At 27.0% G+C, this 19,041-nt stretch carries 16 protein-coding genes and 2 riboswitches; of the genes, 4 read left to right on the top strand and 12 right to left on the bottom strand.

From position 1 onward, the window contains the following. Positions 1–49: 49 nt before the first annotated feature. Positions 50–1,780: a Na+/H+ antiporter NhaC family protein gene (locus CDIF1296T_RS08720; RefSeq protein ID WP_009889552.1), complete on the bottom strand. Its 1,731-nt coding sequence runs from the start codon at positions 1,778–1,780 to the stop codon at positions 50–52. A 143-nt stretch (positions 1,781–1,923) separates the two neighbouring features. Then, positions 1,924–2,100: riboswitch (Lysine riboswitch) on the bottom strand. 163 nt (positions 2,101–2,263) lie between these two features. Between CDIF1296T_RS08720 and CDIF1296T_RS08715 the strand changes: the two genes are divergently transcribed. From CDIF1296T_RS08715 to CDIF1296T_RS08705, 3 genes are all read left to right on the top strand, one after another. After that, complete coding sequence (locus CDIF1296T_RS08715) at positions 2,264–3,250, top strand: lipoate--protein ligase (protein WP_004454510.1); 987 nt, start codon at positions 2,264–2,266, stop codon at positions 3,248–3,250. A 91-nt stretch (positions 3,251–3,341) separates the two neighbouring features. Next, a riboswitch (SAM riboswitch) is annotated at positions 3,342–3,447 on the top strand. A 112-nt stretch (positions 3,448–3,559) separates the two neighbouring features. Further along, complete coding sequence (locus CDIF1296T_RS08710; RefSeq protein ID WP_003420312.1) at positions 3,560–4,357, top strand: MetQ/NlpA family ABC transporter substrate-binding protein; 798 nt, start codon at positions 3,560–3,562, stop codon at positions 4,355–4,357. 102 nt (positions 4,358–4,459) lie between these two features. After that, positions 4,460–5,059 (top strand): TerD family protein, encoded by a 600-nt coding sequence (locus tag CDIF1296T_RS08705; protein WP_003430106.1) that lies wholly within the window; start codon positions 4,460–4,462, stop codon positions 5,057–5,059. A gap of 291 nt (positions 5,060–5,350) precedes the next feature. Here the strand turns inward: CDIF1296T_RS08705 and CDIF1296T_RS08700 are convergent, their stop codons facing one another. From CDIF1296T_RS08700 to CDIF1296T_RS08670, 7 genes are all read right to left on the bottom strand, one after another. Further along, on the bottom strand, positions 5,351–7,210 hold the full coding sequence (locus tag CDIF1296T_RS08700; RefSeq protein WP_004454514.1) for a putative bifunctional diguanylate cyclase/phosphodiesterase: 1,860 nt from the start codon (positions 7,208–7,210) through the stop codon (positions 5,351–5,353). 477 nt (positions 7,211–7,687) lie between these two features. Continuing rightward, the gene (locus CDIF1296T_RS08695; protein ID WP_009896795.1) at positions 7,688–8,653 is read right to left on the bottom strand and encodes a siderophore ABC transporter substrate-binding protein; all 966 of its coding nucleotides are present in this window, start codon (positions 8,651–8,653) and stop codon (positions 7,688–7,690) included. A 91-nt stretch (positions 8,654–8,744) separates the two neighbouring features. Next, entirely contained in the window at positions 8,745–9,500 is a 756-nt protein-coding gene (locus CDIF1296T_RS08690; RefSeq protein ID WP_009889549.1) for an iron ABC transporter ATP-binding protein, read from the bottom strand. After that, entirely contained in the window at positions 9,497–10,453 is a 957-nt protein-coding gene (locus tag CDIF1296T_RS08685; protein WP_009889548.1) for an iron chelate uptake ABC transporter family permease subunit, read from the bottom strand. The genes CDIF1296T_RS08690 and CDIF1296T_RS08685 overlap by 4 nt, the downstream gene beginning before the upstream one ends. Continuing rightward, complete coding sequence (locus tag CDIF1296T_RS08680; protein WP_009896792.1) at positions 10,443–11,396, bottom strand: ABC transporter permease; 954 nt, start codon at positions 11,394–11,396, stop codon at positions 10,443–10,445. The genes CDIF1296T_RS08685 and CDIF1296T_RS08680 overlap by 11 nt, the downstream gene beginning before the upstream one ends. Positions 11,397–11,643: 247 nt before the next feature. Then, the gene (locus CDIF1296T_RS08675; protein WP_009896790.1) at positions 11,644–12,624 is read right to left on the bottom strand and encodes a dipeptidase; all 981 of its coding nucleotides are present in this window, start codon (positions 12,622–12,624) and stop codon (positions 11,644–11,646) included. A gap of 75 nt (positions 12,625–12,699) precedes the next feature. After that, on the bottom strand, positions 12,700–13,902 hold the full coding sequence (locus CDIF1296T_RS08670) for a DUF819 family protein (protein WP_009889545.1): 1,203 nt from the start codon (positions 13,900–13,902) through the stop codon (positions 12,700–12,702). 195 nt (positions 13,903–14,097) lie between these two features. Here CDIF1296T_RS08670 and CDIF1296T_RS08665 point away from each other — a divergent pair, with 195 nt between their 5' ends. Then, complete coding sequence (locus CDIF1296T_RS08665; protein ID WP_003430090.1) at positions 14,098–14,652, top strand: cupin domain-containing protein; 555 nt, start codon at positions 14,098–14,100, stop codon at positions 14,650–14,652. A 114-nt stretch (positions 14,653–14,766) separates the two neighbouring features. Here the strand turns inward: CDIF1296T_RS08665 and CDIF1296T_RS08660 are convergent, their stop codons facing one another. The 4 genes from CDIF1296T_RS08660 to CDIF1296T_RS08645 are packed head-to-tail and all read right to left on the bottom strand — an operon-like array spanning position 14,767 to position 19,020. Next, positions 14,767–15,558: an HAD hydrolase family protein gene (locus tag CDIF1296T_RS08660; RefSeq protein ID WP_009896788.1), complete on the bottom strand. Its 792-nt coding sequence runs from the start codon at positions 15,556–15,558 to the stop codon at positions 14,767–14,769. A 27-nt stretch (positions 15,559–15,585) separates the two neighbouring features. Next, a complete protein-coding gene (locus CDIF1296T_RS08655) occupies positions 15,586–16,674 on the bottom strand; it encodes a cysteine protease StiP family protein (RefSeq protein WP_009896786.1) in 1,089 nt (362 codons plus the stop codon). A gap of 53 nt (positions 16,675–16,727) precedes the next feature. Then, positions 16,728–17,966, bottom strand: coding sequence for a phosphoribosyltransferase family protein (locus CDIF1296T_RS08650; RefSeq protein WP_009896784.1), 1,239 nt, complete (start codon positions 17,964–17,966; stop codon positions 16,728–16,730). Continuing rightward, entirely contained in the window at positions 17,944–19,020 is a 1,077-nt protein-coding gene (locus CDIF1296T_RS08645) for an HpcH/HpaI aldolase/citrate lyase family protein (protein ID WP_009896782.1), read from the bottom strand. Before CDIF1296T_RS08645 ends, CDIF1296T_RS08650 begins: the two co-directional genes overlap by 23 nt. Between the last annotated feature and the right edge of the window lie 21 nt (positions 19,021–19,041).

Raw genomic sequence — 19,041 nt, 5'->3', positions numbered from 1 at the left:
TAAAAACTAACAAAATAATGATAATAAAAGGTGAAACTTATTTATATCTTTATTCTACAAGTTCTATTTCCGCTTCATCAACTTTCTTACCAATTATTTGAATACCTACAAATATAGCAGCTATTGCCACTGGTAATACTATATATATTGGCAATCCAAGTCCAGCTGGTATATATCCAAATACAATAGTGATTACTGCTGTAAATATAGCATATGGCATTTGAGTGTTAACATGGTCTATATGATTACAGCCAGCTCCCATTGAAGAAAGTATTGTTGTATCTGAAATTGGAGAACAATGGTCTCCAAATATTGCACCTGTTAAAACTGCACTAGTACTTACTATTACATAAGACATATCAGGATTTAATGAGTATGCTAATGGAATTGCAAGTGGCATAAGTATACCCATTGTTCCATAAGCTGTTCCAGTAGCAAAAGATATTATTGCTCCTAAACCAAATATTAAACTTGGTAATAAGAATGGTGGTAGTGAACCTGATAATAGGTGTATTAAAAATTTAGCTGTACCTAACTCTTTTATTACTGAACTTAATGACCATGCAAGTATTAATATTACACCAGTGATTACTAAACTTTTCATTCCATCTATCCAAACATCAATTGCTTCTGATATTGTAAAAATCTTTTTTACTACAGCCATTATAATAGCAACTAAACTTGCAACAAGTGCAGACTGGAATAATGCTCTAGATGCATCAGATGCACTAAATGCTTCTTTTATTGCTTCAAAAGAATATGGAGAATTTGTAAATAGTTGTATCAGAGCCTTATCGTCTCCTCCCATTATAGATGTATATCCACTATAATAAAATGATGCTAATGCAACTATTATCAATGTTCCTATTGGGATTATAGCATTCCATACACTCAATTTTACTCCATTTTTTGGAGCTAAATCATCCAACTCTTCTACGCCTTCATCAAGGTCTATACTAATTTTTCTACTTCTAGATTTTATCTCAGCTTTTCTCATTGGACCAAATTCTTTTAATAATAATGCTGATATTACAATGAAAGCTAATATTAATATATTGTAAAATCTAAATGGTATTGTATTTAAAAATATACCAAATGCATCTACATCTATACTTATACTTTCAAAAGCATCATGTATTAAACCAACCTCAAGACCTATCCATGTAGATATTATAGCTAAACCAGCAACTGGTGCTGCTGTGGCATCTATTATAAATGCTAGCTTTTCTCTCGATATTTTCATTTTATCTGCAACAGGTCTCATCATAGGACCTACTATTAGTGAATTGGCATAATCATCAAAGAATACTAAAAGCCCCAAAAACCATGTTATAAGCTGTGTCCCTTTTGCTGACTTTGCTCTTTTAGCAAGTGCTTCAGCTATAGCTTTAGCTCCTCCCATTTTAGCAACAAGATTTATTACTCCTCCAATTGCCAAAACCTGTAATATTATCCCCGCATTCCAAGGGTCTGCTAAAGATACTAAAGCTCTGTCTACTAAATCTAAAAATGCCTGTATAAATGTCGCAAAAACATTAATACCACTAGCTTTAATTATAAAACTACCAGAAAGAATACCTATAAGTAAAGAAATTATTACGTTTTTAGTTATAAATGCGAGTATTATAGCAACTAATGGTGGTATTAAAGTTAAAATCCCAAATTTTTCTGCATTGGCTAGTGCAATAGTGTCTATATCTTCTTCTGCAAAAACCATTACTGTTGACATTATGAACATGATTGTCGTCAGAAAAATAATATTAATTTTTTTGTTCCTCATATAAATCTCCCTCTCCTTTTAATTTTGTGAACTGTACGGGGTATTATGTTACAATAAAACTAAAAAAGCCTTGAGTGGTAAACACTCAAGGCTTAAACATTACAATATATCAACAATAGTAAAAATAAATATAATATAATTCCTTAAATGATAGCTCACCACAAATAAACCTGTGACAGTTGTACATATTTTCTATGTACCCCCAGCAATATAATCTTAAAGCATCGATTATAAAACTTCGGCAATATCTCCTTTCCTAATAACTCTCTGTGCTTAACTCCTTATTAGTACTGATAGATTATTGCGCCTCTACCCTTCTATTCACTTTTATTAAACATATTTTGAGTATATATTATTTATTTAAACTTTGCAAGGTAGTTTTTAAAATTTCTAATTTAAAGGAGTTTTTATATTATTGTCGAATTATAAAATTAATTGTATTCATAATAAAAATTTTATCAATTCTATGGAGGAACTACTTTAATGTTATTAATTTATAATGAAAAAACAAACCCTTATTTTAATTTAGCAATGGAAGAATATCTTCTAAAAAATTTTGATGAAGACTTATTTATTTTATGGAGGAATGAACCTTCTATAATTGTTGGAAAAAACCAAAACACACTTTCTGAAATAAATTTAGAATATATAAAAGAATATTCTATACCTGTCGTTAGGAGACAGTCTGGTGGTGGAGCTGTATTTCATGATTTGGGAAATATAAATTTTACATTTATAGCTTGTAACAATAATAATTTTAGTGATTTTAGAAGATTCACTCAGCCCATAATAGATTTACTTAAAACACTAGATGTCAATGCCGAATTTTCTGGAAGAAATGACCTTCTTATAGATGGCAAGAAATTTTCTGGAAATGCTCAATACAACTACAAAAACAAAGTAATGCATCATGGGACTCTTTTATTTTCATCTGAAATAAATGACCTCTCAAAAGCATTAAAGGTTAAACCTATAAAATTTGAAGGAAAAGGAATAAAATCTGTAAAATCTCGTGTAACCAATATAAGTGAACATTTACATTCAAAAATGGACATATTAGAATTTAAAGATGCTATAATGGATTATCTTTCTAAAACAAATACTGATAATACTAATTATTGTTTGAGTGAGCATGATATAAAACAAATAGAAAAGCTTACTAAATCAAAATACGAAACTTGGGATTGGAATTTTGGTAATTCACCAAAATATACTCTTTCAAATGAATTAAAATATTCTGGTGGAAATGTTGAGTTTAATTTAAATGTTGATAAAGGCATAATAACTAGTATAAAATTTTTTGGAGATTTTTTTGGAAAATGTGATGTTGCATTTGTAGAAAATAAACTTATTGGTATAAGGCATGAAGAAAATGCTTTGAGAAATACTCTGGATTCTATTGAAATAAATGACTATTTCTTAGGTGCTGATACTGATATTCTAGTTTCTGGAATTTTAGGTGTTAAATAAAATACATTAAAGATTTTAAAATATTTATAAAATTATGTTTACAGACGTAAAAAATCATGATAATATTTATAACATAATTAAAAATTGATACTTCTTATCCAGAGTGGTGAAGGGACTGGCCCTATGAAACCCAGCAACCAGTATATTTTTATATACATTGGTGCTAAATCCTGCAGTATTATACTGAAAGATGAGTCTAAATTAGCTTTTAAAGCCTGAGTTTAAACTCAGGCTTATTTTTATTTTGCAGTGTGATAAAGAATGGTATTTTATTTTTAACTAATCAATTATATTCAGGAGGGAATTTATATGAAATTCAAAAAATTATTATGTTTGTTATTATGTCTAGTACTAACTTTAGCTGTGGTTGGATGTTCTAAAGCTAAAGATGATAAAAAAATTGTTGTTGGTGCTACTTTAGTTCCAGGAGGAGAGTTATTAGAAGAATTAAAACCACTTATTAAAGAAAAAGGATATACTTTAGAAGTTAAAAACTTTGATGATTACATACTTCCAAACGAAGCTTTAAATAATGGTGAAATTGATGCAAATCTATTTCAACATGAACCTTATCTAAAAGAAGCTGTTAAGGCCAAAGGTTACAAAATAATGGCTGGTAAAAAACTATATGTATGCCCAGCAATACTTTACTCTTATAAGATAAAATCTGTTGATGAATTTAAAAAAGGAGATACAATTGCAATAAGCAATAACCCATCTTCTTGTTCTAAGAACCTTAGATACCTTGAAAGTATTGGACTTTTAACGTTACCTAAAGGGGATGGATTAGTTAGTCCTAAGGACATAATAGAAAATCCAAAGGGAATACAATTCAAAGAGTTAGATATTGCTCAAATTCCATCTTCTCTTCCAGATGTGACTGCTGCATTTATAGATACTACTTATGCTGTACCTGCTGGTCTTGATGCCAAGAAAAACGGAATTTATACAGCTCCTATAAATGACGAGTATGCAAATCTTTTAGCATTTAGAACTGAAGATAAAGACAGTGAAAAGATTAAAGTTCTACAAGATGTTCTTACATCAGATAAAGCAAGAAGCTTAATTGAAGAAAAATACAAAGGTATTGTGATTCCTACTTTTTAGTATATTTAGTATAATTTTAATATTATTATTCTAATCTTGTTGAATATTGACTTATTAAGTGCTACCATTTAAATAAATCTATGTTTGTGGAGGAAGATTACTATGGCTATAGAATTAAAAAAGGGACAAAAAATAAACCTTACAAAAAAGGAAAATAGCAATTTAGGTGAAATCTTAGTTAATTTAAATTGGAATCAAAAAGTACAAAAAAAGGGTTTTTTTGGCTCTTTAAGAAGCAGTAATATAGATTTAGATTTGGGTTGCCTATTTGAGATGAAAAATGGTGTAAAAGGTGCTGTTCAAGCATTAGGAAATGCCTTTGGTAGTTTAGACAATCCACCTTTTGCTCAATTAGATGGAGATGACAGAACAGGAAGTAATACACAAGGAGAAAATTTAAGAATAAATGGTAATAAAATAAAAGATATAAAAAGAATACTTATTTATGCTTTTATATACGAAGGTGTAGCTAACTGGTCTGAAGCTGATGGAATTGTAACAATCAAACAAAAACAAGATTCAGACTTAGTTGTCAAACTTGATGAACATAAAAATGGCTATAATATGTGTTCAATAGCATTGATAGAAAATGTAAATGATGAGACATTCAGTGTTGAAAAAGTAGTTAAATACTTCAAAGGTCATAGAGAAATGGATACTGAATTTCATTGGGGATTAAAATGGGTTGCAGGAAGAAAATAAATACATTATTTAGGAGACTATGAGTAAATTTTCTCATAGTCTCTTTTTTATAGAAAAATTATTTATTTTCTTTTTAATTTTTATATAATGCTGACCTTTCAAATATTTATATTATTATGCATTCTTATATGGCCAATATTTTTTCTCCTCTATTTGTGCTATCCATCCCACACTTAAAGGAATACACTTTTCGCGCTTTTCTGTAAATAATCATTATTCTGTAAATAAAGTAAAAATTTATTCAGTACAAAATAATTTTACTTAATTAGTTCATATTTTATAAAGTACATTTTAGCTATTATAAACAAACTCTTTATCCAATATTTTTTCAAATTCTAATATTGGCATTGGTTTATAAAATACAAATCCCTGAACTAAATCACACCCAATATCCCTAAGAAATTCAACTTGTTCCTTGCATTCAATGCCCTCAGCAACAGTTGTGATATTAAGTTCTTTTAACATATGTACAATATTTTTTATTACTATTTTCTCTTTATCTTTATCTAAACTAGCCTTGAAAAACATAGAATCAAGCTTTAAAACATCAAATGGTAAATCTTTTAAAACACTTAAAGACGAATAACCTTTTCCAAAATCATCTAAAGAACAAGTAAATCCATTTTCATGCAAATCATGTATAATTTCCAAAAGATGTTTTTGATTCTCAAAAGCAACACTCTCTGTAAATTCAATTTCTATAGTATTTTTAGGTATCCTGTATTTATTTTGTATATTGGAATAAGTTTCTACAAATTTAGTGTTATAAAATTGTATTCTTGAAACATTAACTGATATCTGAACAAAAGGTTTATTTTCATCTAACCTCTTTCTAATCCATTTACAAACCTCCTCAAAAACATACTTATCTACTAAGGCAATAAAAAAATTCTTCTCAAGTACTGGAATAAATATTGCTGGAGATATAATACCTTTATCCGGAGTAAGCCAACGAACTAAAGCTTCTGCACAATTTATTTTTTGACTATGTAAATTAACTTTAGGCTGTAAATAAACTATAAATTCTCTTTTTTCAATAGCTTCATGTATTCTACTCTTGATAGTATTTTCTTCAATCATTTTTTTACGAATACTGTCATTATAAAAAGCATAATTAGTACCTGGTTTATTCTTAACAGTTTTTTGTGCAAAATTTGCTCTATTTATTAAACCATCTATACTTAATTTTTCATTTACATCTTCAATACAACAAATTCCACTAACAACAGTAATACTATGTTTATTTTTAATTTCATTTGTTATATTAATTAGTTCATTGTCTACATCTCGTTGTCTTACCACTAAATCTTCCTTATCTACATAGCATCTTAACGCAACAAATCTATCTGCAATTTCTCTTGCAAATATTTCATATTTCCCTATGTCATTCATCATAAGATTAGCATATCTTTTCAGTATCATGTCACCATAATCATATCCAAATATATCATTAATGTATTTAAAGTTTTCAAAATCAATATAGAATACAGCAAATTTCTTATCCTTATGTATACAAATATTTTGATTTGCATCCAATTTAAATTTTTCTATAGTATTTACTCCTGTTAGTTCATCTTTATATGCAATATTTTTTAAATCTACATTTAATTTTTCCAGTCTAACCATTTTTTTACTATATTGTAAAATCAATATGATACATGCTAATATACCTATAATAGATATAATTATTATTAAAGTCATTAAGTAATTACTTTTTTCTTTAGAAAAGTTTTCTATTTTAAACACTGTATCATTTGCAAGAGAAAAAAACTCTTCACTTATACTTAATAACTGGTTATTCTGTTCTTTCATTCTTACTTTTTTAATTTCAATATTTAAATCTTCCCACTTTTTTTCTAATAAAAGTAAGTCCTCATTGTATTCATTACAATCAGTGATTACTAAACCATAATCTCCATGCCCTGTAATCAACTCCTGTAGGATTTCATCAATATATTCTATTAATTCATCATTTGGTTGATGATTCATCTCTAGTTTAGTTAGACGTTGGCTAGCTCCACGAACAATCCCAACATAATTAATCAATTTTCCATAATCTCCAACATTATGAATTAATTTAATAGAAATAAAACTTATAAAAATCAACAAAATAAATAAAACTAAGATAATTCTCCTCAAAAATCTCTTCATAAAACACCTTTATCCCCTATATTGTTTTTTATGTTTATTGAATACCTTCAAACTATTTTTTCTAATAATATACATGCGTTTACAATAAATTTTCTATACAATTAGAATATATAAACCTTGTTTTACATAGTTCATCTTTAGAGTCCTCTATATATACAAAATTTTTTCTAATATATAAGTTCTTATAGATTATTACTCTTAATGTAATTTATAAACTTTTTAATTACAAACCACCTATTAAAATTATATCATTATAATTATATATTATTATATAACTTAATTATATTTAAGAGTTATTCTTTTTGTCTAGTATAACTTCATATTTTATTAGATTTTGAATAGATTTATCTTATTATAGATAATATTATTGTTTAAACTATATCTTTTTTATGCAAAAAATAAACTAGGAGTTCTTAAAAACTCCTAGTTTATTTGATAATCATTTTATAAAAAATACATTTTGGTTATATCGGATTATTAATTTACCGCTTTTGAAGCATCATCTATCATTTTATTTAAAGATGTTAGACCACCATCATTTACATACCATGTTGGTGAATCTAAATATATTATATTATCATTCTTATATGCATCCATAGATTTTATTATATCATTGTTCAAAACAGATTTTGCAGTTGAGCTTTCTTTTACATCACTGCCAGTAGCTATTCCTCTATCTATAACGAACATAACTTCTGGATTTTGTTTAGCTATATATTCAAAAGTAATATTTTGTCCATGACTTGATTCTTTTATATTTTTATCTTTATTTTCAAATCCAAAACTATTGTATAATATACTAAATCTTGATTCTTCACCAAATACACTTAAATTACCTTCATTTACCATTATAGTTAAAGCATTTAAATTTTTATCTGTTACTTTTTTATTCAAAGTTTCTATTTTCTTTTCAATTTTACTAAATTCTTGATTTGCTTTTTCTTCTACTCCAAATATTTTTGCTATTTTGTCTATATTATTTTTAACAGATTCTAAGTACTTCTTATCATCTTTACTTGTACTTATTGTTGGTGCTATTTTTGACAATTGCTCATAAAAATCTTCTTGTCTTCCATTTATTATAATTAAATCTGGATTTGCCGACTTTATACCTTCTAAATCTGGTTCTTTTAATCCTCCTAAATCTGCATACTTGTCATCCTTATATTTTTCTAAAGATGCTGGTAAACTCGCTTTTGGAAGTCCTACTAAATTCTCAGCTACACCTAATGCATCCATTGTATCTAAAGCCGAATAATCAAATACTACTACTTTTTTAGGATTTAATTTTACATCTGTTTCTCCCAAGTTATGAGTTATCTTTATGGTATTATTTGAATTTTCTGATGTTTTTGATTCATTCTTTTTACTTCCACCTAATGCAAACACTGTCACTAATCCTATAATAGCTACTGCTGCTACTATTGCTGCTTTTTTATTCATATCAATATTTTCCTCTCTCCTATTAATCTTTATTTTAATTTAAAAACTTTATAAAAAATTATATAGCAAGTTTATTTTCATATACAATATTTTAAAAATAAATACAGATTCGATTTCCATTTATATTCTTAATGTTAAAATTCATCTCATAAATATCTTCTAAAACTTTTTCATTTACTATCTCATCTGTACGACCTACTTTTTCAACTTTTCCATTTTTTAATGCAACTATATTATCTGAATAACATGATGCAAAATTTATATCATGCATTACTAATACTATAGTCTTATCTAACTCATCACAAAGACTTCTAAGTACCTTCATCATCTGTACGGAATGGTTCATATCCAAATTGTTCAGTGGTTCATCAAGTAATATGTACTCTGTATCTTGAGCTATTACCATTGCTATATAAGCTCTTTGTCTTTGACCTCCACTCAATTCATCTAAATACTTATGTTGTATATCAGTCAACTTCATATATTCTATTGCTTCATCAATATAATTTTCATCCTCTTTAGTTAGATTACCTTCACTATATGGAAATCTTCCAAATCCAACTAATTCTCTTATTGTAAGCTTTAAAGTTATATTGTTAGATTGTTTAAGAATAGCTATTTTTTTTGCTAATTCTTTATTGCTATAATTAGTCAAGCTTTTTCCTTCTATTATTACTTCTCCACCATCACCTCCTATAAGTCTTGTAACTATTGATAGTACTGTACTTTTTCCAGCTCCATTTGGTCCTATAAAAGATGTTATCTTTCCCTTTTCTATACTAAAAGAGACATCATCTACAACATTTTTATTCTTATATCTTTTAAATATATTTTTTATCTCTATCATCTATTTGCCCCCTTTAATAGTAATTGAATAAAGTAAATTCCTCCTATAAAATTTATTACTACACTTAAAGTTGTATCAAACTTAAATACATGTTGTATAAAAAATTGACCTATTATCAATGTAATCATCCCTATCAACATAGAACCCGAAATCAAGTATGTATGCTTATATGTTTTAAAAATTTCTCTTGTTATATTAGCAAGTAAAAGTCCTAAAAATGTCATAGGTCCAATAAGTGCTGTTGATATTGAGACTAAAATTGCTATTAATATTATCATTTTTTTAACTGCTTTATCAAAATCTACACCTAAATTAATTGCTTGTTCTTTACCTAACGACAATACATCTAAATACTTTATTTCATCATATATAAAAGGTATTATGGCAATAATTATTATAAATGCTATTAACAATACATTAGTGTTTATATTGTTTAAACTTGCCATTATACTAGTTTGTAAAGCTAAAAATTCATTCGGGTCTATCATTACCTGAATAAATGTTGTTGCACTTTTAAATAAGGTTCCAAATATCATTCCTACTAGGATTAAAAAGAAAATATTATTTTTATTTTTTTCAAATAACATCTTATATAATAACAATGAAGCTCCAATCATCATAGCTACATTAATAATAAAATTATAATTTTCATTTATAATCAGACTACTGCTTGAACCAAATATGAATACTATTATAGTTTGAATCATTACATACAATGAATCTAAACCTAGTACACTTGGTGTTAATATTTGATTGTTTGTAATTGTTTGAAACACTACAGTAGTAAATGCTATACATCCTCCACCTAATACCATAGCAAATATTTTTGGTATTCTTTGTGATAATGCATATTCTAAATGATTCATGTCTATTCCATAAATTATAAAAAGTGCTATTGATATGAATAGTAATATACTTACAAAGTAAATTTTTTGATTGAGACTAAGCTTCATTTACATTCCTCCTTAATATTAAATAAAGGAATAGTATACTTCCTATAACTCCAACTGTAAGCCCTATAGATATTTCATATGGATAAATAATAATTCTTCCAAAAATATCACATATAAGTACAAATATCGCTCCAAGTAAACCAGTATACCATATGTTTGCTCTTATATTATCACCCATATACAAGGATACGATATTTGGAACTATTAGACCTATAAAAGGGATATTACCAGCTGTAACGACTACACATACTGTAACAAGTGCTACTATTATCAGACCTATATTGACAATTCTTTTGTAACTAAGACCTAAGTTTGTCGCAAAATCCATACCCATACCAACAACAGTAAATTTATTTGCATAAATATATGCTAATATTATAAGGGGTATTGTGATATATAATATCTCATAATTTCCTTTAAGTATCATAGAAAAGTCACCTTGCATCCAAGAACTAACATTTTGACTCAAATCGTATTTATACGCGATAAAATCCGTCATAGAACCTATTATATTTCCAAACATTATACCTACTAATGGTACAAAGATTATATTTTTAAATTGTAACTTCCCTATTATTTTCATAAACGTAAAAGTCCCTACAAGAGAAAATACAAATGCTATTATTGTCTTTGTAAAAATAGAGGCAGTTGGTACTAAAAGCATACATATTACTATCCCAAATTGTGCTGCATCTATTGTAGCACCTGTTGTAGGTGATACAAATTTATTCTTACTTATCTGTTGCATTATAAGACCTGCTATGCTCATTCCTACACCAGCAATCAATATACTTATTAATCTTGGTATTCTACTCATGATAAATATCATAAGTTTATGCTGATTTTTGGCAAATATATGCATTATATTTATATCTTCAGCTCCTATAAATAAAGAAAAATAAGACAAAATTATTATTCCTATGACTAAATACCTTTTCTTCATTCTCCCTCCTTAAAAATCTTTTATTAATTAAAATGAAAATTATTATCATTTTCACTTTTATAGTTTATCAATAATAATTATCATTGTCAATACATATCTATATCTGTTTTTAACATAAAAAATGTTACTAGAATTGAAACTTCTAGTAACATTAAAATTTAATTTAATAAATTATGAACGCCAATTTAAATATGTAGATATTATTTGTATAAATATACTATTTTATAAATTTAAGTTCTTTATTATATTATTTTAGTATATATTTAAAGAGCCTATAAAAATTACCACTAGAGATTAACTCTATATCTTTCTTTTTATAACCTCTATTTTCAAGCTCTACTACTATGTTCTGTGCTGTATGTGTGCTTTCAAGACCATCTACACTTGGCACACTAGCATTTCCAGTAAAAGAACCTATAGTCTCTTTCCCTAAGTAATCGCTAAAATCAAAACCAAAAGATACATGTTCTATACCTATAAGATTTACCATATAGTCTATATGGTCAACCAAATGTATTAAATCTTGCTTCTTAGGATTACTATTAGTAAATCCTCTAAAACTATTTATTCCAACTAATCCACCTGTATTTGAAATTTCTTTTAATTGATTATCTGTAAGATTTCTTTTAGCATCACATAAACTCCTAGCATTAGAATGAGAAGCTATAACTGGCTTACTTGCAACAGACATTAAATCCCAAAATGATTTTTCATTTAAATGTGACACATCTACTATCATGCCCAATTTTTCCATTTTATTGACTGCTTTTTTACCTATTTCAGTTAAACCACGATTTTCATCCCCTAAACATCCTGTAGCAAGTTCATTCTGTTCATTCCAAGTTAATGATGCATGTCTTGCACCAACTTCTTTATAAAAATAATCTAGTAAATCTATATTTCTTCCAATATGGCTTAATCCTTCAAGACCAATTAAAATATTTATTTTGTTTTCACTTATACCTTTATCTATATCTGAATATTTTTTTACTATGTTTACAACATCTTTCATATCTTCAATTTCATCTTTTATAGAGCTTATAATTTGTTTAACTCTTTTTTCAGGCTCTTTATCATATGGTGGGTCTATCCATATTACAAAAATAGCTCCTTCTATATTTGCTCTTTTAAAATTATCAAGATGGATTCTTCTAAATACATCTTTTTCCCCGTTAAGCCTTCTTATTGTTACATCTGCCCAAGTATCTGAATGTCCATCGAAAATCATAACAACCTCCAATTAAATAAAAATCTTTCTAATAAATAAAAATCTTTCTAAAAAACAACTTTTTTTCACGTAAAATTATATCAAAATATTTCCTACTAAAAGACCAAAATAATTACCGACTATGTATCCAAATGTTCCAACTATAAGTATTGGCCCTACTAGCTTAGACCATCCTTTTGATATTGCCATAGCTGCTGCTGTTGTAGGACCACCAATATTTGCATTAGATGCAAGAATAGCTTCTTCTAAACTAAACTTAAATATTTTTGCAACTATAAATGTAACTAGCATGTTTATTAGTACCATTATTCCGCAGTATAAAAGTAGTAATGGTGATTTTTGAATTATTAATGTTATTGAAGCAGGAACACCTACTACAACAAAGAATATATATATTAAAAATGTACCCAATTCCTGTGCTCCTTTTATATCACCAAAGAAATTAGGCATAAATGTGGCAAACAACATAGTCAAAGTAGTTATTATTAGATATTGATTTCCAAATAAAGTATTTAACATTGCTAAAAAAGGATTTGATAATGGTATTATAGCTTTAAACCAAGTTGATAGTTCTACAGATACTGCGACAATTATAAAAGCACTACCAATGGCTATTGCTATATCTTTTAAAGATATTTCTTTTCTTCCCCAATAATTTGCTGCTACTGTTTCTCCTTCAGTTATACCTATACTTTCCATTTCATCTACATGTGGATGTTTAAAATGTTTTCTAAAAAATCCAATTGATGGTATAGCTATTAAGACAAAGAAATATAATGCCATTAAAAGATTATCTGCTACAACTGTTGCTGATACTAATTCTCCTGGCGCATCAAACGCGCCTGACATAGCAGCAAAGTTTACATTTCCACCTATATAAGAACCTGTCATCATAGCTGCAACAATATTTAAATCTGGTACTACATTTTTTAATGCCAAAAATCCAATCATAGCTCCAAGTACAGTTCCTACAGAACCTACAAGAAATATAATGAGCAATCTTCCACTTTCTTTCCATATCTTTTTAATGTTACATTGATATAACAATAAAGCTATGGCTAAAGGAACAACATATCCCCATACTTGGTCATATACAACAGACTCTACTGGTATAATATTTAGATTTGATAATAACATTGCTCCTACAAGAGCTATTATTGCTCCCGACACTTTTGATGCCCAATTGTACTTTTGTTCCAAATAAATACTAAATGCTGCCCATCCAGTTACAACTGCCCATAATACCCAAATATTATCAGGACTTACAAAACTCTTCATCTTAATTACCTCCATTTCATTAAATTAAAATATCGTTATCAATATTCAATATATTGAATATTAATACTATTATAATGCATCTTTTCAGAAAATTCAATATAGCATAAAAAATACTTGTATTGTAAAACTTTTTTTTTATTTTATTAATCTTTATAAATTATATGTTATAATCATGTCTGAGGGGGTTTGTATCTAATGAATATAGATGTTGGAAGCAAAATTAGATCTCTTAGAAAATCTAAAAATATAAGTATCTCTACTTTAGCAAAAAATTCAGATTTAAGTACAGGCTTAATAAGTCAAATTGAGCGTAATATGGTTGTTCCATCTATTGTAGCAATGTGGAAAATATCAAAAGCTCTTGATATAAATATAGGTTATTTTTTTGAAGAGATTGGAAGAGAAGACTCTGATATAGTAGTAAAGAAAAATAATCGAAAAAAAATAGTAACTAATGATTCTACAAAATTTTATGAACTTCTTGTTCCTAATTTATCTGGGAAAAAAATAGAATTTATACTTGTTACGCTAGATGGTCATACACAAAAAAACAGTGAATTTGTGACACACGAAGGAGAAGAATGTGGCTATATAATAAAAGGTAAAATGAAGATAACACTTGGAAATAAGGAATATCTATTGGAGGAAGGAGATAGTTTTTATTTTAACAGTACTATACCACATGTGTATGAAAATTATGATGATGAGGTATGTATCTCAGTCTGGGCAATGACTCCACCTTCATTTTAACATATTGAGTTCTTACTTAAATATAAATTGATAAAAATCTGAAATAAATTAGTATGATAAACTTTACTATAATTTATTTCAGATTTTTCTAGTTTATTATTTATATATCAGTCATTATATGTTAAGTAGGCAGTTCTCGTCTAAAATGTTAGATAGTATCTCTTCAGTTCCACTCATTCCATTGAAAGAACTTGATATAAATGAATTTTCTATTTCATTTTTATTTATATCACCATGCTTCAATACATAGGATTTATTTGAGATATTAAGCATACCATAGTCCATAATAGAATCTCCAACTGCATAAAAATATTCTATTCCTAATTCTTTAGTCAAGTATTTTATAGCATTTTCTTTTGAAATTTCTTTTGGTATAAAATATATTTTTCTGCCACTCACATAAAACTTCCAATTTTTTGATTCCAATATATTTGTATATTCTTTGATTGAATCCAAATTAAATCTTGATAAATCAACAACTATATAAAAAAATGTATCTTCTGCAACTTTAAAATTAGTTATTCCATCTACATTCAAATAGTCTTTAAATTTATGAATCATACTTTCAATGGGCTCATAATCAGATTTTAGTTTATCTATTTTTTCACTCCATGATTTCAATATTTCATTATCTTTAAGTATAACTCCTCCATTTGAAGTTATACTCCAAGGAAAATAAATCCCATATTTATTAAATTCTATACGCTTAAATTGCTCCACTGTTCTAGTAGTTGTAGGTATAAACATACCATAATATTGTATTTGCTTTATTAAATTTATAGTATCTAAAGATATATAAGATATTTCTTTTTCCCTATAAATTTCTATATTAGTATATTTACTATCAGCATTTAAAAATTTATTGGAGTAAATGATACTCCTGTCTAAATCTGAAAAAACAATCATTCAATATTCTCCTGTCTAATATATTTCCTAAATATCTTTCATATTTTTTATTATTCCACAACATTTATAGGCTTTTAAATCCATTTGTTCAACTTCAACATTTTTCTCCTTAGCTAATATGAATATATGGTCTAAAGATTTATCATTTAAGTCTTTAACAAGAATCTTATACGGAACTCTTCTAAGTAAAACCCTTGTCGTTTCCCCTACACCTGGTTTGATAAAGTTAATATCTGTTATGTTATACTTTTCTTTTATATTTAAAACATCAAAGTATCCATCTCTTGTTATAATGTCACTTTCCCAGTTTTCAACTTCATCAGATATATTCTTAAATTGATTTTTAAAACATTCTTCTATAGTTTTGATATAGTTCATAGATTCATCTTTATCTTTTAAATGTCTATAAAACTTAGCTCCATGAAAGTCATTTTTACCAATTAAATCCTCTCTTAGTACAGTTCTACTTACTAAACCAGAAACGGTTGAATTTAAACATGCACTTGGTATTAAGAAATCTTCTCTAATTCCATAAAGTCCTGAATATCCAGCAGGGTCAGCTAATACAGCAAGTGTTGAGTCAAAATATTTTTTAAATTTAACATTAAGTTCATCACATGCTTTTTCAAGTTCTTTTGATATAGTTCCCTTACCAGTCCATCCATCTAAAAATTGAATTTTTGAGCTCGGATGATTCTTTACTATATATTCAATTGCATTCATATCTATTCCCTTATCTCTTATTATAGAGATTGTATAGTGAGGTAAACTTATATTATACTTGCTTCTTATATATCTTTTTGCCAAAATACCAATAGGTGTTCCTGCTCTAGCAAGTGAAACTAGTACTACATCATTTCCATTTTTTTTAATTATTTTTTCACACATAACTCCTATAGAAAATGCAAGTTTATCTTTATTTTCTCTTAGTTTCTCATGATATAAATTCAGATAATCTTCACTAACTTCATACTCTATTGGTATCATTTCTGAATAATGTCTACCATTTTGTATTTTTAATTCTCTTTCTTTATTTCCTTCTTCTTCAATTAAATTTGATATATCTTTTAATAAAAAAATAACATCATCTTTAGAATACGTGCTAAAATCTCTCATATGACTCAACTCCTATCTTAAAATCGTGATATATTTTATCCTGTTAAAACACTTTAGCTACAACATACTATAGTTAATTCTTTTATACTTGTTTTTTTAATTATATCAATAAATTCTAGATAAGAATTTTCACTTTTATTCAGCTCTACAAATAAATAACACTTAGAAAAATTATGTTTATCTATATTGTAAATATAATTTTGAATATCTATATTATAAAAACTCTTTAGCATAAATTTACTTTTAATAGGATAATTATTCTTATCAATATTAATAATTGGACTTCTTGTTGTTGAATGATAGTATATATCATATTTATTTTCTTTTTCTTTTGCAAACAGCATAGGTATATACATAAATTCTTCAGTACCTAAAAATAGAATCTTTTCTTTTTCATTTTTTAAAGATTCTTTACTGGCCATAGTTATTTTTTTACTTTCTCTCTTAACGATTTCTTTTAATCTAAATTGTTCTCTTCTATTAATTCCAAATCTTCCTGTATATTTTACATATTTCTTATTTCCAATATAATCTTCTAAATCAACATAAATATGATTTACTACTAAATTTACTTTATCACTTGAAATAGTCTCTAATTTAGTAATACTATAATTATCGTTGTAATTTGAAATAATATCTTCATCTATATAAAATTTAAAGTTTCCTTTAAATAAGTATACAAAATCTATCTTACAATCTAGCTCTCTTTCTAAACGAGTAACTTTACTTAAATTTTCATCACTTACCCAATTGAGTATTGAGCATATAGTGTATTTCTTTTTAGGATAAATGCTTTGAATTTTCCTAATTATATTCATGCATGTATTGGCTGTGGTAATCTCATCATCAACCAATATTATCTCATCTCCAAATTTAAAGTTGTTAAGCATACCAAAGTATAAATTCTGGTCTGTTGCATGGGAATGTTCCTCTAAAAATTCCAGATTTTCTAACTCGTCAAACTGCTCTCTAGTAGTATGAATAAATTCATAATCTCCACATAAGTAATCAAAAAAACTATGCCCAACAGCTGTACCAGTTTCAGCAAAAGCTATAACAGTACCATTTGATTCTTCCTTATTTTTTTCATTATAAATTGTAGCCATTAATTTTCCCAAATTATCCATCTCACTTGGCTTACATGCTAAATGTTTACCGAGTTTCTTTGAGATAAACAAAAAACGTCTTTTGCTATTATTTCTTATTCCTACGTCTAAAAAATCATTTAGTTCTAAATTCAATGGATTATCAATAATGTCAATCTCACAATTAAAATTTAAGCAATTCTTCATAGTCTACTCCTTTATTTAATACACCATATATTTTAGATAGAATCAATGTTTTTTTAGCCCATAAAAAATGTGGATTTGTTTCATTCATTCTCTCTCCTAATACACCCTTGCTCACACCATACTTACTGTCTGTACTATCCAGTATATCCAAAGCATCAGCAAAATCTTCATATGATACTGTAGATAGCGCTTGTACAATTTGAATTTGCATTGGATGAATTACGGTCTTTCCAATTAATCCATGATATTTATCCAATAATATTTCTTCTATATACTTATTTCTTATATCCTTATTCGTCATATCAAAAAATTCTGATACTCCACCACTTATAGGTATATCTAACTCTGGTCTTTGAAGATATGTGATTATATCTAATATAAATGAAGAACAAATCAAATTATTATATATAGAGAAGTTTTTATCTCTCCTTATACCATACATCCCTAATATATCAGTTATGCCTACTCTAATGCTTAATATTCTTGACTTATGTCTTAAAATAGCATTGTACAAATTAGTAAAACTAAGTTCTTTTTTTTCATTATATATAAATTCTTTTGTCTCTACTATCGGAATAACATACATATCTTGAAGATTCATAGAATCTAAAGCTTCTATACAATTTTCAATTAACTCCGAATTTGCTTTAGGAATTAATATTCCTGTTATAAAATGACTATTTTTAATTATAATCTCTTTAATTCTCAACAGTTGCTCCACATCTTTTATTCTTACAAAAATTAGTGGTATTCCATCTTTATTAGTTATACTTTCATTGCTAATATTTTTTAAAATTAATCTAAGATTCTCTATAGCCTCTAACTCTCCATTTACTCCAACAGCATCTTCTAAACAAATAGCTAATGGTCTAACTCCCTTAACATCCCCTATAATACTCTTATAAATCATATTATATTGAGTAGCTGGAACGTATAAAAAAGCGCCCAGTGCATATTTCAACACATCTTTTTCAGTCTTAGCACTAAAATCTTCTGGCTCCTTCAAAAAAATTCTCTCTAAATCATCTTTGCAGATATAATCGAAATATTTCAATGTCTAGCCTCCTCATATACA

Origin of the sequence: Clostridioides difficile ATCC 9689 = DSM 1296 (genome assembly GCF_001077535.1) — a bacterium.
In the GTDB taxonomy this organism is placed as follows: domain Bacteria; phylum Bacillota; class Clostridia; order Peptostreptococcales; family Peptostreptococcaceae; genus Clostridioides; species Clostridioides difficile.
This window is presented reverse-complemented; position numbering and strand designations above follow the sequence as displayed.